The organism is Nocardia sp. NPDC051990, from assembly GCF_040680755.1.
GTDB lineage: Bacteria > Actinomycetota > Actinomycetes > Mycobacteriales > Mycobacteriaceae > Nocardia.
The window spans coordinates 90,310-112,303 of record NZ_JBFAXH010000013.1; the positions used below are offsets into that span (position 1 = coordinate 90,310).

Annotated in this window: 13 protein-coding genes; 8 read left to right on the forward strand and 5 right to left on the reverse strand. The window is 65.1% G+C overall.

Annotated features, from left to right (window positions below; genetic code table 11):
• The first annotated feature begins 891 nt into the window (after positions 1 to 891).
• The 4 genes from AB0L63_RS22625 to AB0L63_RS22640 all read left to right on the forward strand — a co-directional run bounded on the left by AB0L63_RS22625 (position 892) and on the right by AB0L63_RS22640 (position 13,821).
• A complete protein-coding gene (locus AB0L63_RS22625; RefSeq protein WP_364504218.1) occupies positions 892 to 7,227 on the forward strand; it encodes a DEAD/DEAH box helicase in 6,336 nt (2,111 codons plus the stop codon).
• Positions 7,227 to 9,443, forward strand: a complete 2,217-nt coding sequence (locus AB0L63_RS22630; protein ID WP_364504221.1) for a 3'-5' exonuclease — start codon at positions 7,227 to 7,229, stop codon at positions 9,441 to 9,443. Before AB0L63_RS22625 ends, AB0L63_RS22630 begins: the two co-directional genes overlap by 1 nt.
• A 69-nt stretch (positions 9,444 to 9,512) precedes the next feature.
• The gene (locus tag AB0L63_RS22635) at positions 9,513 to 11,729 is read left to right on the forward strand and encodes a 3'-5' exonuclease (RefSeq protein WP_364504224.1); all 2,217 of its coding nucleotides are present in this window, start codon (positions 9,513 to 9,515) and stop codon (positions 11,727 to 11,729) included.
• Positions 11,730 to 11,859: 130 nt separating this feature from the next.
• A complete protein-coding gene (locus AB0L63_RS22640) occupies positions 11,860 to 13,821 on the forward strand; it encodes a UvrD-helicase domain-containing protein (protein ID WP_364504227.1) in 1,962 nt (653 codons plus the stop codon).
• Between the two features lie 47 nt (positions 13,822 to 13,868).
• Here AB0L63_RS22640 and AB0L63_RS22645 read toward each other — a convergent pair whose 3' ends face one another.
• From AB0L63_RS22645 to infC, 5 genes are all read right to left on the reverse strand, one after another.
• Positions 13,869 to 15,809, reverse strand: a complete 1,941-nt coding sequence (locus AB0L63_RS22645; protein ID WP_364504230.1) for an N-6 DNA methylase — start codon at positions 15,807 to 15,809, stop codon at positions 13,869 to 13,871.
• Between the two features lie 177 nt (positions 15,810 to 15,986).
• Positions 15,987 to 16,784, reverse strand: a complete 798-nt coding sequence (locus tag AB0L63_RS22650) for an RNA methyltransferase (protein ID WP_364504233.1) — start codon at positions 16,782 to 16,784, stop codon at positions 15,987 to 15,989.
• Between the two features lie 38 nt (positions 16,785 to 16,822).
• Positions 16,823 to 17,203, reverse strand: coding sequence for a 50S ribosomal protein L20 (gene rplT, locus AB0L63_RS22655; protein ID WP_364504236.1), 381 nt, complete (start codon positions 17,201 to 17,203; stop codon positions 16,823 to 16,825).
• 130 nt (positions 17,204 to 17,333) lie between these two features.
• Positions 17,334 to 17,528, reverse strand: coding sequence for a 50S ribosomal protein L35 (gene rpmI, locus AB0L63_RS22660; protein ID WP_328411703.1), 195 nt, complete (start codon positions 17,526 to 17,528; stop codon positions 17,334 to 17,336).
• A gap of 59 nt (positions 17,529 to 17,587) precedes the next feature.
• On the reverse strand, positions 17,588 to 18,274 hold the full coding sequence (gene infC / locus AB0L63_RS22665) for a translation initiation factor IF-3 (RefSeq protein ID WP_364504424.1): 687 nt from the start codon (positions 18,272 to 18,274) through the stop codon (positions 17,588 to 17,590).
• A gap of 338 nt (positions 18,275 to 18,612) precedes the next feature.
• Between infC and AB0L63_RS22670 the strand changes: the two genes are divergently transcribed.
• The 4 genes from AB0L63_RS22670 (at position 18,613) to AB0L63_RS22685 (ending at position 21,808) form a co-directional block, all read left to right on the forward strand.
• On the forward strand, positions 18,613 to 18,963 hold the full coding sequence (locus AB0L63_RS22670) for a DUF1844 domain-containing protein (RefSeq protein WP_364504239.1): 351 nt from the start codon (positions 18,613 to 18,615) through the stop codon (positions 18,961 to 18,963).
• Between the two features lie 71 nt (positions 18,964 to 19,034).
• Positions 19,035 to 19,652, forward strand: coding sequence for a TetR family transcriptional regulator (locus AB0L63_RS22675; RefSeq protein WP_364504242.1), 618 nt, complete (start codon positions 19,035 to 19,037; stop codon positions 19,650 to 19,652).
• 76 nt (positions 19,653 to 19,728) lie between these two features.
• Entirely contained in the window at positions 19,729 to 21,285 is a 1,557-nt protein-coding gene (locus tag AB0L63_RS22680) for an FAD-dependent monooxygenase (RefSeq protein WP_364504245.1), read from the forward strand.
• Positions 21,286 to 21,586: 301 nt separating this feature from the next.
• Positions 21,587 to 21,808 carry a hypothetical protein gene (locus AB0L63_RS22685; RefSeq protein WP_364504248.1) on the forward strand — a complete coding sequence of 74 codons (222 nt, stop codon included), beginning with the start codon at positions 21,587 to 21,589 and terminating at the stop codon, positions 21,806 to 21,808.
• Positions 21,809 to 21,994 lie beyond the last annotated feature (186 nt).

Below are 21,994 nucleotides of genomic sequence, written 5' to 3' on the forward strand. Positions count from 1 at the left end.
TTTTGATCACGCAGGAAACGATGAGCGAGATCCGCGCCGAGACCGCCGAACCGACCCCGCCTGCGGTGGGCGAAGTTTCGGCCGGTAGAACGGGAATGATTGCGTCGCAGCCAATTCCGGATGGATCGCCGATCGGATTGGTGCTGGTGCCGCAGCGGGCAGCGGCTCGTCGGTGTCCAGACCCTCCGGACACCGTTCTACCGCAGGCACCAGCTGTGATCAGCCGGAACGCCTACACCGAATCAGCTGTCCGGAACCATATTCCGGACACCAATTCGAGTCGGCACGCTTGCCGACATGGCTCGCACTCCCCGCCTCGCCCACGCTCACCTTCCAACAACCCGCGCAATAGCCGGGGTAACCGGAACCGGACTGCTGCACGCAGGGATATGGCTGCACGCTCACGAAACGGACTGACAATGAACACGGAGTTCTCGAGACGGCGGCGTAGTTCGTCGTTTCGAGCTTTGTCCGTACGCGCCCACTCCGGTGATTCCTCGTCCATCGCCGCAGCAAGACGTTGTCGGATCCTCTGCAAGATCGTCAAAACATACTTGCCCTCCAACGGGTTCCACTTCGGTCCGTCGGCCATAGCCGGAACATCTATCCAGAGGTTGCGGTCGCCCAACTCGAAATCTGCCGACCGGCCGCTGACCCTGAATGGTTTCACCCAGACTAGGAATACTTGAAAACATCGTCAATCATTGTATTGACGCCGGCGGCGTGTTACCGTCCCGATGAACCGAAGACCTTGGGGCGCATAACCGCCCGGCCGGGATCGCCCGGTCAACTAACATCCGAAACACGTGGCGGGTACCTGACGAACCACAGGTCAGATTCGTTTTCCACAACGCGCCGGCCGAACAGCCGGGTGACATTCGAGGAGCACACGTGGGGGCCCTGCTTCCGACTCTGCAAGCCGAGCGGCTGCGGGAGGGTTTGACCGACTATCTGACGACAACCTTCGCCCTGACCGACCCGGACACGCAGGGCGCGCTCACCGACTTCATCGGCCATCCCAGGGATGGCCTGTTCAAGGGTCCCTATGTCCGCCTTCGGCTTCCGTTCTCCCCTGCCCGTGGCAACTGGGGAATGCACCTGGACTGGTGGCCGAAGTACTTCGAGCCATATGAGCACCAGGCAGCGGCGTTCGAACGGTTGTCGACCAAATTCCAGCGGCGACCCCAGCCCACGTTGGTCACCACGGGCACCGGCTCGGGTAAGACCGAGTCGTTCCTGATCCCGATCCTCGATCACGTGCTGCGAGCCAAAAAGGCCGGGATCGTGGGGATGAAGGCGCTGATCATCTATCCGATGAATGCCTTGGCCAACGACCAGGAGCAGCGACTGGCGAAGATGATCACTCGGCATCCCGAGCTGTCGGGTATCACCGCCGGCCTCTACACCGGTGAACAATCCTCGGGCGGGCGGACGCTGGTGTCGGAGGCGGGTCTCATCACCGACCGACGGCTGATGCACGATTCACCGCCCGACATCCTGCTCACCAATTACAAGATGCTCGACCACATGTTGTTGCGGTCGGATCGGGCGGCGCTGTGGCGGCAGTCGGCGGATTCGCTGCAGTACGTAGTTCTCGACGAATTCCACACCTATGACGGTGCGCAGGGCACTGATGTGGCAATGCTGTTGCGGCGGCTCGGGTTGACGATCAAAGCGCACTGGACGTCGGGATCGCCGGTCGGCGAGGAGGACCGGAAAAGACCGCTCGGCAAGATCACCCCGGTGGCGACATCGGCCACGCTCGGATCCAAGGACTCTTCGCCGGAAACCATGCTGGCGTTCGCGAAAACCGTATTCGGGGAATCGTTCGGCAAAGACACCCTCATCGGGGAAACACGACTCTCGGTCGAGGACTGGCTGGCAGCGCGCAGCCTCGCGCTGGACCGGACCTTCTCACCGATCGAGCCGGTTATCGCAGACGCGGTCGAGGAACTGGATAGGGTTGCGGCGCAGGCCCCGACGAACAAGCGGCTGACAGCTTCGGTGCTGGCCACGTTGTTCCGCCAGACCTCCGACATCGACGACACCTTCGACCGTGCTGCCGCGAGCTTGAACCGGCTCGGCGAGACCGAGATGCTCGACCTGGTCAAGCGGCACGGCACCGTCGCACGGCTGCTGCGTAACACCCTCGACGTTTGTTCGATCGAAGACCTTGCGGTGAGAGCTCTGCCGGCGCACACCGGTGAGCGGGATCTCGCACGAGGACAAGCGCAGCGGGAGCGGTACCTCGGATATCTGCTTGCCGCACTGTCGCAACTGCGGGCCGAAGTCGGTCGTTCGGCGCTCAATGTCGATGTGCACCTGTGGCTTCGGGAATTGTCGCGGATCGACCGGGCGGCGATGGTGACTCCGCTGTTTCGATGGTCCGACGACGGGAAGCTCGACGATGCGACTACCGAGTACTACCCGTCACTGTATTGCCGGCACTGCGGGCGGTCGGGATGGGGTGTGCGGCTTGCGCCGACCGGCAGCACGCTCGACTCCAGCAATGACGACATCCGCGGCTATCACGCGACCGGCGAACCGAGGTTCCGTGCGTTGATCTCGGCGCCGACCGAGGCCGAAATCAACAACGCCGTAGACGGATTGCAGTGGTTCCGGGTCGACGATCGCGAGATCGTCGACAAGCGGCCCGACGCCGACAGCGCAGACCTGCTCGATGGACGGGTGCTGCCGGTGCTGTACCTGAGCGGCCCCGAAGCAGACGAGAATTCGAAGAAGGACCTGTGCCCGGCATGCGGCGCCGAGGACGGGATCAGGTTCCTCGGCAGTGCCATCGCCACCCAGCTGTCGGTGGCACTGTCGAACCTCTTCGGTGATGCGCGCCTCGACGACGCCGAGAAGAAGGCACTGATTTTCACCGACAGTGTGCAGGACGCGGCGCACCGGGCGGGGTTCGTCCAGGCACGGTCGCACACGCTCAGCTTGCGCTCGACATTGCGGAATGCACTGGGCGACCGGGTGAGCGGGTCACAGACGTTGACACTGTCGGAGCTGTGCGCCGCCGTGCTCGAACGAGCTGGTGAGGACCCGACTCGGCGCTACCGGCTGCTGCCTCCCGACATCGTCGAGCACGACGAGTTCACCGCATACTGGCAGCCGGACCGGCCCGCTGCGTTACGCCGCAAAGCGGCCAAGAATGTGTCGCGGCGCGTCCAGTTCGACATCGACCTCGAATTCGGTCTGCAGTCGCGGTTGGGCCGCACCCTCGAGCTGACCGGCAGTGTGGTCGCCGAGGTGGATCTCGGTTCACCGCAACGGGTTGCGCAGCTCGGTGCCGCTGCGCTCGAACGCACTGAGCATCAGCTCGCGTTCTCCGCACCGGACTCGGAGGCGGTGACCCAGTGGGTGCGCGGCATCGCCGAACGCATGCGCACACGTGGCGCGGTCTCGCACGAATGGCTGACGAAGTACATACAACGCGATGCCAACCGTCGGTGGGTGTGGGGTGGTCGGCCCAAAGGCCAAGGCATGCCGGCATTTCCGAAGGGTCGGCCGGCCCCGGCCTTCCCGGCCGTAGGTGGGCGCACAATCCCCGAGGGCTTCGACCCCATCACCGCAGCCACATCCTGGTATGCGCGATGGGCGGCGCAATGTCTGAATGTGTCGCCGCATGAAGGCGGTTTCCTCGCTCGGGCGCTGTTCGACGTGCTCGCCGAGGAACGGATCGTCACGACGGAGAGCACCGAGAAGTCGCTCACCGCCTACCAATTGACCCACGACTCGATCCTCGTCGGGATTCCCGATGCCGACGGGCTCGCGGACATGCGGTATCTGCTGGTCTGCGATGTCTGCCAGACCCCGACACCGGGCAGCGCCACCGTCATCGACCAGCTCGACGGCGCGCCCTGCCTGCTCACCCGCTGCCCCGGCGAGCTGACTCGGGCGGCCAAGCACGACAACTTCTATCGCAGTCTCTACAACAGCTCGGAAATGAAGCGGGTCGTCGCCCGGGAACACACCTCGCTGCTCCCGACGAAGACCCGGTTGGAATACGAGACCAAGTTCAAGACCACAGCCACCGACCCAGCCGCACCGAACGTGCTCGTCGCCACGCCCACCCTGGAAATGGGCATCGATATCGGTGACCTGTCCACCGTCATGCTCGGCTCGATGCCGCGCACGGTGTCGTCGTACCTGCAGCGAGTCGGCCGCGCCGGACGTCTCACCGGCAACTCCCTCGCCCTCGCGTTCGTGCGTGGCCGAGGCGAGCATCTGCCCAAGCTCGGCGACCCGACCTCGGTGATCCAGGGTGAGGTCCGACCGCCCGCCACCTTCCTCACCGCCGAAGAGATCCTGCAGCGCCAATACATTGCGCACATCGTCGACCGGCTGTCCCGGAAGGCCGGCGCCAAGGACCCGGGTAGCGCCAATAACGTTCTGTCGAGCTTCGACGAGGGGACCTGGATGGGCACCCTCGTCGAAACCGCCGACGAGGACGCCGATCTGCTTCTCGACGAATTCCTCGCCCAATTCGGTGACACCCTCGGCGAAACTGCCGCGGCCAACCTGCGAACCTGGGCCACGCTACCCGGTCTCGGCGACCACAGCGGGCTCGGAGTGCTGCTGCGCGAAGCGGTGCACCGCTGGAACCGCGATGTCAACGAATTGCGCCACCGGCGCACCGCCGTAGACGCCGCCATCCCCGAATTCGAGCAGCGAGCCAACTCACCCGCCGCGACCGACGACGACAAACGCGACCTCCGCACGGCACGCGGCACGCTGAGACTGCTGTCCCGCAGCATCAACGATCTCACCACCGAGCACTGGGTCGGCGTGCTCGAACGCTACGCAGTGCTGCCCAACTACACGCTGCTCGACGATGCGGTCACCCTGGATGTCGGCATCACTTGGATCGACCCCGACACCAACGAATACGCCGAGGACACAGCCAGTTACCGGCGCGGTTCTCGGGTCGCGTTGACCGAGCTCGCACCGGGCGCCACGTTCTACGCGCAGGGACTCGCCGTCGAGATCGACGCCGTCGACCTCGGCGCGGGTGAGTCCGCCATTCACACCTGGCGGGTGTGCCCGTCGTGCGGGTGGACCGGGATCAGCCATGCCGCGGATCAGAGCCCGCCGCCGATCCAGTGCCCCCGGTGCCACACCTCGGCCATCGCCGATGTGAGTCAGCAGTTGCAGGTGGTCGAGATGACGAAGGTATCCGCCGAAGTCCGCCGCGACGAGTCGGCGATCACCGATGTCCGCGACGAACGGCGCAAGGAGTCCTTCACCGTCCTCACCGCGGCCGACATCAACCCCGACAACATCACCAAACGCTGGTTCGTTGCCGAACAGGACTTCGGCGCGGAGTACTTGCGCCGCATGGATATTCGCTGGATCAATATGGGGCGGCGGAACTCTCAGGGCAGCAAACGCACCATCGCGGGCAAGACGACAACCGGTGGGTTGTTCCGGGTGTGCTCGGGATGCGGGCAGCTCGACAAGGTCGCCGGAAAGAATCAAGCGCACGAGCACCGCAGCTGGTGCAAGTACCGGAAAGCCGACGACGAGAAGCACGTTCGCGAGATCGCCCTCGCCCGGACGCTGCGGACGCAGGCGGTGCTGCTGCACCTGCCGAGTTGGCTCGAATACGACTCGTTCGCCCATCCGAGCCTGAGCGCGGCGATCCTGCTCGGGCTGCGCCAGGTGATCGGTGGCTCGCCGGAACATCTCGACGTCGCCACCATCACCGATGCACTACACGCACCGAACCAGCGCGCCCTGCTCATCCACGACACCGTGCCCGGCGGCACCGGCTACCTGGCCGACTTCGCCAATCCGGCGCAGGTGTGGGCAGTGCTGGCCGCGGCACGGGAGGCGGTCAAGAACTGCGACTGCACCGACCGGCTGGCCTGCCACAAGTGCCTGCTGCCGTTCGCACCGCCGCGGGAACTGGACAAGGTTTCGCGGATCACCGCGGCCAAGGTGCTCGACGACCTGCTCGCCTGCCAAGGCGGTGAACCGGATGCGGAGGGCTGGCTGGCGTCGATCACCGAGGAGACGCCGGAGAAACGTCTCGGCAGTGAGGAATCGCCGCTGGAGCGGGAGTTCTACCGTGCCTTCACCAAACGCCTGACCACCATGGGAGCCACTATCGTCGAGAAGCCGGGCACCTACGGCCCGACGGCGACGATCAAGCTGCCAGGTACGAAGATCCGGACCTGGCAGCTCGAACCCCAGGTGCTGATGGGTAACAGCCAGCCCGACTTCCAGCTCCGCACCGCCGACCCCGATATCCCGATCATCGCGCTCTTCGCCGACGGTCGCCGGTTCCACGCGGTGCCCGGAAAGAACCGGGTCACCGATGATGCCCGGAAGCGGGAAATCCTGCGGTCCGGTGGGGTGCTGGTGTGGTCGTTCAGCCACGACGACCTGCTGCGGTTCACGGGCGCCCAGCCGATGCAGCCGTCCTGGTATACCGACAAACTCGCCAAGTTCACCCTCAACCACGGAAATCTGCGGCCTGGTCTGTTCAAACTCCTGCATGTAGATCCGATCACCCAGCTGATCGAGTTCATGCTCAACCCGGATCGGGAGGATTGGAACGCCGTCGGGCACTGGCTGCCACTGATGTTCATGCTCGACGGCCGGGTGCACGGCGATGGTGACGCCATCGCCGGCTGGGCACTGGATCTCATCGAGGGCAACGGATCACAGATCGCGGCAGGCGAATATGCGTGCTGGTCCTACACCGACGGACCACTGACCCTCACCGCCGCATTGCGCAAGGACAAGAAGGTCCTCGACGCGGTTCTCGCCCTGGACGACCGCGACGACACGCTCGAACTGCGCGAGGGTCACGCCTGGAAGGAATGGCTGCGCCTGGCCAACTGGTTCGGCCTGGCCGGCCACGTGGTCACCACCCGCAGCCTGCTGGCAGCCGACAGCACCGTGCCCGAGCGTGGTCCCGACTCCATCGGTGCCGGACTCACCCCCGAATGGCAGGCCCTCTATGACGACACGATTTCCGACGCCGAACGCGAACTCATCCTCGGTCTGGCCGCGGTGGGGGCGCCTGTACCGGAGCTCGGTGTGGAGACCGATCGTGGTGACGTCATCGACATCGGGTGGGCGGATGCCCGTATCGGGGTGCTCCTCGAAAGCCCCGACGCGGTCCCTACGATGACCGAGCAGGGCTGGACGATCTGCCCGGCCGATCCGGCAGAGCTCGTCGAAGCGCTGAAGACGAACGGGGTGATGTGATGGCGCACATCGTCATGACCAGTACGAGCAAGTCCGGCGTCGAACTCGAGCGGGCTGTCCAGCGCCGGGTGTACGACTTCCTCGACACCGTCCAGAACGACGAGCCGGCCGCCGCCGGGCTCATCGAGACCGTCGCCGGCGCGCGCGACGAACGCGTCCGGCTCGGGCGGATCGGCTTGGGCCACAGCGCGATCCTGTTCCATGTCGCACCTGCTAAGGGCGACGGATCCTACGTCTACGTAGGCGCATGGCAGGATGCTGCGGCCGCAGAGTTGGCACCACGTGCCGAGCTGCAGGTCAACCCGGTCAACGGGGTACTCGACCTGGTGGTGCACGCGGCCGGTGCGGAGATCGTTCCCGCTGTCACCGCAACAGCTCCGCAGTCGCCGCCGCAGCGGGGCTACCTCTCAGGCCTTGGCTTCACGCTCTCTCAGCTCACCGGCGAGCTCGGGCTCGCACCGCAGCTGGCGGCGAAGGTCCTCGCGGCCCTCGACGATCACGAACTCAACGACCTCGCGGCCGAAGTCGACGGATGGCAAGGCTCTGCGATTCTCGACCTGGCGTGCGGCGTCGCTCTCGACGACATCCGGGAGAAACTGCGGCTCGACGAGAATCCTGTCGATCCCACGCTCGGCCGGGACGAGCAGATTCTGCAGGCACTGACCCACCCCGCCTCGCAACTCCGTTTCACCTACATCGGTGAGAACACCGACGAGCTCCGGCGCGTCATCGAAGGCGGCAGTTTCGCCGCATGGCGGACCTTCCTGCACCCAGAGCAGCGCACCTACGCCGAGAAGCACTACAACGGCGCGTTCCGGCTGTCCGGTGGAGCCGGCACTGGCAAAACCGTGGTGGCGCTGCACCGGGCACGCAATCTCTGGCGGCACAACAAGAATGCCCGTATTGTCCTGACCACCTTCAACCGGACTCTGGCCCGTCAGCTCCAGGCGGATCTGACGACCCTCGAACCGGACATCGCCATCGCATCCGCCCCCGGCGAACCAGGCGTCTACATCGACGGAGTCGACAAGCTCGCCAGCGATGTGCTTGTTCGCGCGCGGAACCTCGTCCCTGTCACCGAAGCCGTACTCGGCAGTGCCACCACGGTCTTGTCCCGGCGCACCGATACCGCCCGGGTCTGGCGCGAGGTCACCAAATCTATTGATACGCCTCTGGATCCGCGCCTCACGACAGCCGCGTTCCTCGACAACGAGTACACCGCCGTTGTCCTGGCCAACAAGGTCACCACCGTCACGGAGTACGCCAAAGTGGCGCGGGCGGGACGTGGTGTACGGCTGAACCGTCCGCAACGGATCGCGGTGTGGAAGCTGATGGAAGCATTCCGGCGGTACAGCCGCATAGATGGAACTGTCAGCTTCCCAGAGGTGCTGGCGCTGGCCGCGGAGTACCTGCGGCAGCGAAGCGCCGCAGGTGAGCCATTCGTCGCCGATCACGTCATCATCGACGAGGCGCAGGACCTGCATGCCACCCATTGGTCGATGCTGCGCGCGCTCGTCGCCGAAGGCCCCGACGACCTGTTCATCGCCGAGGACTCCCACCAGCGGATCTTCGGTCAGCCGGTCGTTCTCGGACGGCTGGGCATCAAGATCGTGGGCCGTTCCCGCCGGCTCACGCTGAACTACCGGACAACGGCGGAGAACCTGCGGTTCGCCGTCGACATCCTCTCCGGCGGTGACTATCAGGACCTGGAAGAAGGGGACGAGACCACCCACGGCTACCGCTCTGCCCGCACCGGGCCGGAACCTGTTCTGGTGGAATGTAATTCGCTGGCCGAGGAACTCGATCGAGTCACCGAAACGGTGCGCAGATGGCTGGGCGAGGGCGTGGAACCATCGAGCATCGCGATCCTGACCCGAGGCCGAAACGAACGCAGCCAGTTCGTACGCGCTCTGGGCGAACGTGGCATCGAGGCGCGCGTTCTCGACGACAACCCCGCGGGCCTCGGGCATGTGCAGGTGCTGACGATGCACCGGGCCAAGGGAATGGAATTCGCCAAGGTGATCCTCGCCGGCGTAGACGAAGCCCACGTTCCTGCCAGGTCCGTCCTCAATGAGGCGCCTGCGGAAGAGCGCGGCGACGCCGAGCTGAGGGAGCGGTCCCTGCTCTATGTGGCGGCCAGCCGGGCCCGCGATCAGCTCGTCGTGACCTGGAGTGGCCGGGCATCGGCTTTGCTCCGGCCAGCCGTTCCAGCTTGATCGCGGCAGCAAGCGTCGGCTGCCCATACCGCGGGTACCCGACGCCGATCGAACGAAGTGGGGTGTGGCGTGGCCAATCTCGTCCTGGCGAACAACAAGGCGATGCCGAAGATCGACGGGTCGATCAAGGACAAAGTCTGCGACTTCTTCGACAAGCTGCGCGCTGACGACACCGCACCCGGCCTGCACATCGAGCCGCTGCGCGGAGCCCTCGACGCCCGTGTCCGTACCGGACGAGTCGACCTGAACTATCGGGCCGTCATGTTCCGTGTCGACGACCGATTCGGCGAACCGACCTACATCTACCTCGGCACGTGGAAACACGACGTCGCCAACAAGCTTGCCGAGAAGGCGACGTTGCGGGTCAACCCGATCAATGGCGTCCTCGAAGGCATTGTCAGCCAGCTCGACAGACGCGGAAAGCGGCCGGACGTCGCCCGTCCGGCCGGCCGGGCAGCGGCACAACCGACGCATGGCTACCTGGGCGGCGCGGGCTACACCCTCGAACAACTCACGGACCGTCTCGGCCTCGACACGGACTTGGCCGCTGAAGTGCTCAGCGCCCAGGATCAGGACGGTGTGTTCACCGTGGCGCAGACGGCCGATGTCGCCTGGCAGCAGAACGCGATCCTCGAACTGGCGGTGGGGCGTTCCATCGCTGACATCCGTGATGCCCTGGGCTTGGCAGAGCCGTATCCGGAACCGGTTCTCGACGAAAACGAGCAGATCCTGGCCGCCCTGACCCATCCGGCCAGCAGAATGCAGTTCACCCTGCTCGACGACAACGACGAGCTGCGCCGAGTGATCGAAGGTGGTGATTTCACAGCCTGGCGAACCTTCCTGCACCCGAGCCAGCGCCGGTTCGTGGAACAGGACCAGCGCGGCGTCTTCCGCTTGTCCGGAGGCGCAGGAACAGGTAAGACCATTGTCGCCTTACATCGTGCACGTCACCTCGCCAGGCAGAACCCCGGCGCACGGATCGTGCTGACGACCTTCAACAAGACCCTCGCGCAGGGGCTTCGCGACAGTCTCCTCGCTCTGGATCCGACGACCACGCTCGCCGTCCGGCCAGGTGAGCGCGGCGTGTACGTCACTGGAATCGATGGGCTCGCAGCCGCTCATCTCCGAAACACCACCGACCTCGACGCCGCCTTTCGCATTGTGTTCGGCACCGATACGCCAGCCCGCTCGGGCCAGGCAGTTTCGCCCGATATCGGCTGGGCGGAAGCGATCTCATCAGCGGAGCACAACCTCGACCGCCGTCTCGCCCAGACCTCGTTCCTGTCGACCGAATACATCAACGTGGTGCTCGGCAACCAGGTGACCACGCAGGCGGAGTACTTGAAGGTTCCGCGAGCCGGCCGCAGTGTCCGGCTCAGCCGTCCCCAGCGAATTGCGGTGTGGCAGATGATCACCCGATTCCGGCAACTGGGCCGAGTCGCTGGTCGTTTGAGTTTTCCAGAGGTGCTTGCACTCGCCACGGCAGATCTGCAGTGGCGCGCCGAAACCATCGGGCAGCGCGTTGCCGACCATGTGATCGTCGATGAGGCTCAGGATCTACATGCGACGCACTGGACGCTGCTGCGCGCCCTCGTAGCGGAAGGTCCCAACGACCTATTCATCGCCGAGGACTCCCACCAGCGCATCTACGGTCAGCCTGTCGTGCTCAGCAGGCTCGGAATCAACATCCGCGGGGGCCGCAACGGCAAGCTCACCCACAATTACCGCACCACAGCTCAGAACCTGCACTTCGCTGTCAGCATTCTCGAAGGAACGACCTACCACGACCTCGAGGAGGGCGAGGAATCCACCGCCGGCTACACCTCCGCACGACTGGGGCCTGCCCCGGCACTGATCCGTTGCGATTCCACCCCCGACGAACTGCAGGCCATCGCCAACCGGGTCACCGCCTGGATCGATGAGGACGGTGTCGGTCCGGGTGAAATCGCGGTACTCGCCCGCGGCGCTCGAGAGCGAGACTTCCTGGTGCGGGCGCTCGGCGAGCGTGGTATCGCCGCAGAGGTTCTCGGAGACGCGCTGCCGTCCGGGCGCCAGGTAACGGTACTGACAATGCACCGTTCCAAGGGGATGGAATTCCGGTGCGTGGTGCTCGCCGGCATCGACCATGAGCATGTGCCATCACAACAGAGGGTACGCAATGTGCCTGCGGAGGAACGCGACGAGGCCGAGCAGCGCGAACGATCGCTCCTCTACGTCGCAGCCAGCCGCGCGCGTGACCAGCTGGTGGTGACCTGGAGTGGGCGGGTATCGGAGCTGCTGGCATGACACGAATCGCATCCGCCAGGCCGGACTTGTCTGATTCCACTTCTCGACCTGTGATCTTCAACTATGTTGGACAACAAGGTATTTGAGCTCGCGTGCCGGGGCGGCCTCCGGCCGCGCAGATCGGGGGATCATGGCGAACATTCATCGTGAGCGAGTTGCCCGCTGGGCCGAACGCACCCTGTCCGAGCAGCGACAGCTGACCTCCGCACAGCGCCGCTTTCTCGCCGGTCTGCTGACTGTGCGCGGCTGGCATCTTCTGGTGGAACGTAGTGCGCCACGCTCGGATCGAGCAGCCGCGTTCGCAGTGGGACGAACCGGCGTCTTCGCGCTCGTCTTCGCAGAGTCGGTGCCGGACTCGGCCACCATCGGGAAGATTCGCAAGAATGCCGAAGAGTCCTTCGCCCGCCTCGCTCTCGGCGGCACCCAGTTCGTTCCGTACTCCGTCGAGCTGGTTCTGCTAGTGCCCAACGCGGAGCACTTCCTCGCCGACGGTCGATTCCTTGTCGCCGATGAAGCCGGGTTCGTCGACATGCTGGTGCGCAGTGATCAGCGAATGCGCGCCCAGCGCGCAGACGAACTCGCGGCGACCGCCGCGGCGAAACTGTCATCACACCGGTGGCTACGTGCCGATGATGCTCCCGAATCCGAATCCGTCGACGCAGGAAACCTGTTCGACGAAGTCGACCTTCGCTCCGAGGCTCGCGATGTCGCGCTGGCCCGGCCCTTCGGCGACTGGATGACCTTTCTCGACCCGGAGCAGCTCTCCCACGTACATGCCACATTCAATGGTCCGGCGAGATTCAGTGGTCCGGCCGGGACAGGAAAGTCGGTCGTAGCACTACATCGCATGGCACATTTCGCCAAGCGCAATCCGGGCAGGCTCCTGTTCACTACATTCGTCAGGACGCTGCCCTCCTACCACGAACTGGGATTTCGGCGCCTTGCTCCGTACGCGGCGGATCGCGCCAAGTTCACCGGTCTTCACGCTTGGACAACCGCATTCCTACGCAGCCGTGGGATCGCCTTCAATCTCGATGAGGGCGCGATCAATACGGCGCTGGCCAAGGCATGGCAGGGTGCACGGGACGTTTTGGACCGTGTCGAAGGCACCGACCACGGTTACTGGACCGACGAGATCGATCGGGTGATCAAAGGCCGTGGGATTTCTGACCCGGAGAGGTATAAGACGGTCAAACGCACCGGTCGGGAGGGGATAAGCCTGCATTCGAACAAGCGCGAGTATGTCTGGAAACACTGGTACATGCCCTACCAGCAGGGCCTCGAAGCGCGGGGCGCGCACGACTTCAACGATGTCATCGCACTGGCCGTCGACGAGCTGAAGCAGCGGCCCCTCAACAACACCGAGGATTTCGCGATGGTGGTCGTGGACGAGGTGCAGGACTTCACACTTCGGCAGCTCGAGCTGGTGCACCAGATAGCGGGCGGCGATCCCGATGCAAAGTTGCTTCTGGTCGGCGACGGACAACAACAGGTCTACGCCGGTGGTTGCACCCTCTCCGAAGCAGGCATCCCTCTCACCGGTCGCCGTGGCCGCGTCCTCCGCAAGAACTACCGCAACAGGCAAGCTGTCCTGCGATATTCGCAACGGATCGAAGCGGGCAACACCGTGGACGACCTCGACGGTGGAGCCGGTGTCATCCTCCGCGACAGCGAATCCACGCTGCCCGGCGGGCAAGCGCTCGACATACGCGTCCGACGTCGAGACATCGACCGAGCGCTCCCCCAAGCGATCCGTGACGCATCACTACCATCCAGCTCTGAGATCGCGGTGATCGTCAATTGGCCCAAAGAGGCAAGCCGCTATCTACAAGTCCTACGCCGCGCGGGTTTCCCGGCGATCTCGCTGGAACATTACGATGGCAGCCAGGTCGGTCCGATCAAGGTCGGCACGGTTCGGCGCGCCAAGGGGATGGACTTCGCCGCGGTCTTCCACATCACCGAAGAGCCGCCCGCCGATCCGACACAGCTCTCCGGGGGCGACAGGGACCGGGCCGATATGCTCGCCAGACAACTTCTCGTCGCCACGAGCCGCCCTCGCGACTACCTGTGGGTCGCCTATCTGACCGATTGATCCAGAAGCTTCGGCGACCGATCGGCCCGCGCGAGATAGCCGAGGATCTACCGTGGCGGTTTGATCGCCCCCGCCGTCAACCCCGTTCCGATCAGCTCCGCCGCTCGTTGCGCCGCATCAGCCGTCTGCGCCGCCGCCACACGCAACAGGTGCAGCCGACGGAACGCCTCGGCATATGGCTTCTGATCCTCGAGCCGCAGAATCGGAATCCGCAAGCGGGTGGGGTCGATCCGGATGGTCGTCGCGCCGAACATCGCCGCCGAGTTGTCAGGGCTGCCGATGAAGCCGGCGAAGAACCAGGGATCCAATCGGGTGGGATCGGCACGAAAAACGATCACGCCCACTCCGGGAACTGCCCCCACGTCGGCGCCTTCCGCCACCCGAGCACCGGGTGCGGCGCCATGGTCGTCGCGAAAACGCGAGACCAGGATGTCGCCCTCGCGGATCACCTCGGTGGAGGCGTGGACGCCGGGGCCGGTGAGACCGCACGGCCCCCGGCCGGCGAGCAGGTCACGACCGGACAGTACCGGGCGCTGAAGTGAACCCACGGCTTGATCTTCTGCCACCAATGGGACCAGGTGGACCGCGCCACCTCGTTCGAGGTCACCGACGGTGGCCGTCCGCAGGGTTAGGTTGCCACCCGGGGACCAGCGCTCGACCGTCTCGGCAGCAGTGCGGAGTTCAGTCAGGTGGCCGCCGAGGAGCTCGATGGCAGCGTGGGCGGAGGCAGCGACACTGTCGAGATCGACGGCGGCGCGGACGCGACGGGCCGGAGTGAGGTCGATGTCGTCGTCGAGGACGTCCATGACACGAACCACGGCGGTGAATCCGGCAATTGTGGCGGCTTCCATGTCACCGTCGTCGAAGGCACGCCAAGTGTCGGTCACTCGCTCGGCCAAGGCTTGCCAATCCGATTGACTCCCCCCGGAGTCGGGGAATCCAGCGGCATCGGTGAACAGAACAAACTCGGACGTGGCCGCGGAATCTGGGCGGCGGAGCACCCAAATCTGCAGGCCTACCTGTTTGGGGGTGGATGCCCCTGGCGGGAGCGCGATGACAGCCCGCAGCGCATTTGCGCGTAACAGTTCCATCCGGATCCGTCGACCGGATGTGCGCGAGGCGACGGCCGGCGGCAGCAGAACGATCGCTGTGCCGCCGGGGTGTACATGGGAAAGGGCATGTTGGACCCAAGCCAGTTCGGATTCGCCCCGCGGGGGGACCGAGTACTCCCACCGGAGGTCGAGGGCTAGTTGGTCGGCGCCCCAATCACGTTGCGTATATGGGGGGTTCGACAGGATCGCGTCGAACCGCTCGCCCGGGAACGCATCGGACAAGAGGCTGTCGCCGGTGCGGATCTCGACATCGACACCAGGAAGCTCTGCATGCAACAAGGCGGCGGAGCGGGCAGCCTGGACGGCCAGCACGTCTTGTCCTGCCAGGGTTGAGGCACCGATCCGCGCAGCCTCGGTCAGGAGGGCGCCGCTGCCGCAGGCAGGATCGAGAATGCTCTGCGGTTTGGGGGAGGAAGCGGCCGCAAGGAGGTCGGCCATCAACGCGGCGACCGGCAGGTCCGTTGGATAGACGCCTGTGCTCGGCGCCGCATCCAGCCCACGTTCGGCGAGCACATCCAATGTCGCCTTGATCCCGGCCTTCGCGACGGCGTCATGAATCGCGGCATGCACCGCAGTGCCATCGGCAACATCCCGATCGCTCACGACTTTCATCAATGCTGGCACTTCGCTGGGATCCACCTCAGCGCGGAGAACCGCACGCAACCGCTGGACAGGCGAGTCGGCGGACCGTACACCGTGCCCGCGCAGCCATTCCTGCACTTCACCGAGGTGGAACACCGGCCGAGCTTCGGTTCCGCCGGACACCGGCGCCGGGAAATCGGCATGCCGACGCCGCCAGTTGCTGACCGTCGCACGGGTAACGCCGGCCAGCCGGGCGATCTCCGCCGCAGCGACCGTGGGCGTTGAGTTTGACATGAGCCTCCTCACGACCAACCGCCACTCGGAGGAGGTCGTAGCTCAAGATAACACGACGTCGGATTGACGATGTTTTCAACAAAGCCGCCGGTAGGAATCTCACTCTGCGCTTGATCGAGATGAAAACAATGTCAATCTCTTGCGAACCGGCGAGAATCGGGGAAGTTCGCGCCCGGCCTATTTCGTATGCTGGACCCGCGCGCTCGCGTACAGACAGATAGCTGCTGCGGCTGCGAGGTTGAGACTCTCGGCGCGGCCGTGGATCGGGATACGCACCCGGTGGTCGGCCCGCGCGGCGACCGAGGGATCCAAGCCGTGCGCCTCATTGCCGAACAGCCAGGCCACCGGACCAGCCAGCAATTCGTCGGCCTCGTCCAGACCGACCTCACCATTGGCCGCGGTGGCGAGCACCGTAATACCCGCTGCCGCAACAGCATCGAGCACCTCACCGATATCGCGGTGCCGCGCGATCGGCACGTGGAACAGGCTGCCCGCACTGGCACGGACGCATTTGCCATTGTGCGGATCGACCGTATCCCCCGCCAGCACAACGCCATTCGCGCCCACCGCGTCGGCGACCCGAATGAGGGTGCCCGCATTGCCGGGTTCGGCGATCTCCACCGGGACGGCGAGTAGCGTCGGCCGCTCGGCCAGTATGTCCGTCAGCGGAACATCGACCTGGTCGCACACCGCGACAAGCCCAGGCGCGGTGACGGTTTCACCGAGATGTTCGGCGGCGCGCTCGCTCACCAGTGTGGTGCGCACGCCGGCAGCGGCGGCACCGGCGATCAGCTGATGCTCCCGCGTGGCGGCGTGCATCGAATAGAACAGCTCCCGCACCCGCCCCGTATCCAACGCCGCCGCAACCGAATTCGCCCCCTCGGCGAGGAACAGTCCGGTCTTGCGCCGGGTAACGGAACGCTGGAGCTTGACAGCGGAAACGACCCGCGGATTGTGCTCGGAGAGCGCGTCCACGGGTCGTTCCGAATGCTGTGTCGTCACGCAGCGGCGAATCAGGCGGCCGGGGCGTTGACGTCCTGCGGGAGGGCCGCCTTCGCGACCGCGACCAGACCGGCGAACGCCTCGGCGTCGGAAACGGCAAGCTCGGCGAGGATCTTGCGGTCCACCTCGACACCGGCGGCCTTCAGGCCCTGGATGAAGCGGTTGTAGGTGATGTCGTTCAGGCGCGCCGCGGCGTTGATGCGGGCGATCCAGAGCTTGCGGAAGTCACCCTTGCGCGCCCGGCGGTCCCGGTAGGCGTAGGCGAGCGAGTGCAGCTGCTGTTCCTTGGCCTTGCGGTACAGCCGCGAGCGCTGGCCACGGTAGCCCTTGGATGCCTCGAGAACGGAACGACGCTTCTTCTGAGCGTTGACGGCCCTTTTGACGCGTGCCATGGGTCAGTCCTTTTTAGATCTAGGGGGCGCATGCGTAGCGGCCCCGAAAATTGGTCGGTGGTCGGCGTCCGGAGTCCCGGTCGCGCGGGTGCTTACCTTCTGAGCGACCTATAGACGGTCGCTTGCGGTCTCAGAGACCGAGCAGGCGCTTGACGCGAGGGACGTCAACGGACGCGACGGACTCCGTGCCGTCCAGACGACGAGTCCGGCGGGTGGACTTGTGCTCGAGCAGGTGGCGACGGTTCGCCTGCTGACGCAGCAGCTTGCCACGGCCCGAAACCTTGAATCGCTTCGAGGCGCCGCTGTGGCTCTTCATCTTCGGCATGGATTCCTCTATCTGTCTCGTACCGGTGGTCCTCACGGACCACCGGTTTCTCATCGGTGTTACTGCGGGTCAGCCGGCGCGACCTGTTCGGCGGCCGGTGCGTCCGCGGCCGGTGCGGGAGCGGCAGGCGCTTCGGTGGCGGCGGGACGCGGTGCTCGCGAATCCTCCTGCGCCTTCACCCGCGTCTTCGCACCCTTATGCGGCGCGAGGACCATGGTCATATTGCGACCGTCCTGCTTTGCGGAGGTCTCGACGAAACCCAATTCGGCGACGTCGGAGGCCAGACGCTGCAGCAGCCGGAAGCCCAATTCGGGGCGCGACTGCTCACGACCGCGGAACATGATCGTCACCTTGACCTTCGAACCGGCCTCGAGGAAGCGAACAACGTTGCGCTTCTTGGTCTCGTAGTCGTGGTCGTCGATCTTGGGACGGAGCTTCTGCTCCTTGATAACGGTCTGCACCTGGTTCTTGCGAGACTCGCGCGCCTTCTGCGCCGTCTCGTATTTGAACTTGCCGTAGTCCATGATCTTGCAGACCGGCGGACGGGCATCCGGCGCGACCTCGACCAGGTCGAGATCCGCCTCGAGGGCGACGCGTAGTGCATCTTCAACACGCACGATCCCAACCTGTTCACCACCTGGTCCGATGAGTCGGACCTCGGGAACGCGGATGCGATCGTTGATGCGGGTCTCAGTGCTGATGGGGCCTCCTAGGTCAAGCGGTGTCGTCAGACGACCGCACGCAATAACGGCAACCCCTTTCCAACACAAAGGCCCCGGTGCGGTATTCCGCCACGGGGCCCGAGTCGACCGGCCTTCGACCACGAGCAGGCTCGTGGTCGATCTTGTCCGTGATGATCCCCGCGAGGATCCTCCGCACAAGAAACCCGCCCCGGAAGGGCGGGGACCGGACCGTTTGACCAGTACGATTGCTCGTTGGCAACGGTGGGAGTCGGGCTCCACTTATCAGCCCCGAGCAAGCCCGGGGCGGTCGTCAGCGGGAAGTCTAACATTGCCGCTCGCTATCGCCGAATCGCCCCGCCCCGGCGACCGCGCTCGCGCACCACGATGCCATCCTCGTGCGTATGAGTGACGAGGCAGTATCCGACGCGACCGACGTCCGCGAGTTGGCCGATATCTCCGCGGTCGAGATCATCAGCCGCGCCGCGATGATGCTGATGAGCGCGGCGGCCGAGAAGCTCGGACTCGCCGACGAGGATCCGGACAACAGTCCGCGCCGCGACCTGGACGAGGCACGTCGCCTGATCACCGCGCTCGCCGGACTGATCACCTCATCGATCGAGTACTTCGGGCCGCACGCCGGTCCCTACCGTGACGGTCTGAAGTCGCTGCAACTCGCCTTCCGCGAGTCCTCGGCACATCCCGACGAGCCCGGCAAGGGGCCAGGCGAGAAGTACACCGGTCCGGTCTACTGAGCAAAAAGAGCCAGAAAATTGCCCGGCGGGAAATATTGCCTGCCGGGCATCTTTGTCGCTACGCTAGGACCATGCCGGAAGAACAGGTGCTGGGCCTGCGGGAACGCAAGAAGCTCGATACCCGCAAGGCACTGAGCGACGCGGCGCTCGAATTGGCGCTCGAACAGGGCCTGAGCAACATCACGCGTGACGACATCGCCGCCCACGTGGGCGTGTCGGTGCGGACCTTCAACAACTACTTCACCGGTAAGTACGAGGCGCTGGCCTACCGCCAGATCGAGCGGATCCAGCGCAGCCTCGACGCACTGCGGAAGCGGCCCGCGGCCGAACCGCTCTGGTCCGCCATCACGGCGGCCGTCCTCGATCCCCTGGAGGCCGACGGCGTGCAGCACGCGCTGCCGACTGCCCCGCAGCGGTCGATGGTCCGCGAACTGCTCGCGGCACCGGAGACTCGAATCGCGGTGTCCAAGGGCATCTTCGACGATTGGGTCGAGGTGATCGCGAAACGCACCGGAACCGATCCGGAGCGCGATATCTATCCACATCTGGTGGCTGGGGCGCTCGGAGCCGTCTACCAGTCCGCTACGGAGGTCTACGTCCGAGCGGACCCGCCGGTGCTGCTCACCACACTCATCCGGGAGGCGATCGATCAGGTGGCCGCCGGGCTACCCGATCCATCCGCCGACTGAGCGACACAGCTCCACCTGCCGACTAAGCGGCACAACTCTCTCCAATCGACACCACGTAACAAGGGGTCTATTCGCCATGCCCGAAATATCTGCCGACGTTGTCATTTCCGGTGCCGGACCGAACGGTCTGCTGCTCGCCTGCGAACTCGCAATGGCCGGCGTGCGCCCGATCGTGCTGGAGACGCTCGCCGAACCCAGTGCCGAACCGAAGGCGAACGGTCTTGTCGGCCAAGTCATTCGGTTACTCGACATGCGGGGGCTCTATCACGAGTTCGGGGGCGCGCCAGGTGCGCCGCAACCGATCCCGGCTTACATGTTCAGTGGCCTGCCGTTGTCTTTCGCTGCGCTGCAAGACAATCCGATGCACGCCCTACTGATCCCCCAGCCCGACCTCGTGCGCGGATTGGACAAGCACGCCAACGGACTCGACGTGAACATTCGCTGGGGCCATACGCTCACCGACCTCGAGCAGCACGACGGAGCTGTCACGGTCACCGTTTCCGGTCCCGACGGGGACTACCGGATCGCGACGAAATACCTGGTCGCCGCCGACGGCGGCAAGAGCTTCGTTCGCAAACGCACCGGAATCGACTTCCCCGGAATCACTTCCGAGCGCATGGTCACCCGAATGGCACATGTCGGCATGCCCGAGGAACTGCGCACCGCCGACGGCGGATTCGACATTCCTGGCTTCGGGCGACTGCCGCACGGGCACAACCGCCTCGAAAACGGCGCATTCGTCTTCGCCGAACTCGAACGCGGCCGACCGGTGGTCGCAACCATCGAATTCGACGCCGATCCGATATCGGAAGACATCCCGATGACACTGCGCGAGTTGAGCGACAGCGTGCTCCGGGTACTCGGCGTCGACCTGCCCTTCGTCGCACCGCCCGGCCCGGGCCCACATGCCTTGCGCCGCATGGACGCTCAGAATACCCGCCAGGCCGTGCGCTATCGGGACGGAAACGTCTTCCTGCTCGGCGATGCCGCGCATGTGCACTCCGCAATGGGCGGCCCCGGCCTCAATCTGGGCCTGCAAGATACCGCCAACCTCGGTTGGAAGCTCGCCGCGGCGGTAAATGGCTGGGCACCCGCGGGATTGCTCGACACCTACCAATCCGAGCGCTATCCGGTCGCCGAACGCGTCATGATGCAGTCGCTGTCGCAGCTGGCGTTGATGGCGCCCGGCCCGGAAATCAGCGCGCTGCGCAATTTGTTCGGCGAATTGCTCGAAAAGCCCGACAACGCAGCACATATGGCGCACCTGCTTGCCGGATCCGATGTGCGCTACGAGACGGGTGACCCGCATCCGCTCGCAGGGCGAATGTTCCAGGATTTCACGGTGGAGACCACGGACGGACCGCGGCGCGTCGCAGAACTGCTGCACAAAGCCCGATCGGTGCTACTCGTTCTGAGCGACGACACAGCATTCGTCGACCTCGCCGATGGCTGGCGCGACCGGGTCGACACGATCGTCGCGACCAGTCCGGACGCCCCGGCCGCCGCCTTGCTCATCCGCCCGGACGGTTATGTCGCCTGGGCCGCGAGCGGTCCCGAACAGACCGACGCCGAAAACTCCGACCCGGACGGGCTCCGGAACGCACTGACGCGTTGGTTCGGTCACAGCGCCTGATTCCCTTGCCGCGCAACTTGTCCCCCGACTTCGAGAATGCACTGACGTCATTCGCCCGACGTCTACCTACCTGAGAGCATTCTCATGGGTGCGCACGCCGATTGCGCCCCCGAGTTTCGCCGTCGATCCCCGGCTGGAACCCGCGATGTTCTCACGGCCGAAGCAACTCGCGGAGCGCGTTCATACCGCCGCTCGTCGCTGATATCAGCGGACAATCTCACACCGGCCGAATCAGTTCACATTATGATTCCGCGAGCGTGCCGTCTCCGAACCCACCGGAATCGCCGCCGCTCCCCTGCGGTTGAGCGATTCCCCGGCGCGCCTTGCCATCCCGACGACCCTGATCTGCAACAGCATTACCGCAGGCATGGTCAAACAACTCCGCGACGCGGGTCAGGAACCGCTGTTCGCCGAATTGGCCGAGATCGACGCCGAATACATCGATCTGCCAACCGGCCATTGGCCGATGTGGTCGAGATACAAGGAACTAGCCGAGCTGATCCACACCATCGCGAACCGCTGAGGCACCCGACAGCCGTAAGTGACTGGCGCGGTATTTCACCCCGACTCGGTCAGGCGCGCCACATTCGCCTCGCAGTAACCCGGCCGCAACGGTTACCGCGCAGAAGCGGCGGGCGCTGGAGGCTTTGTCGTCGGTCGGTAACCGATGTCGACGGCCGCAGTGTGATCACCTTCGCCGACCCGGTGC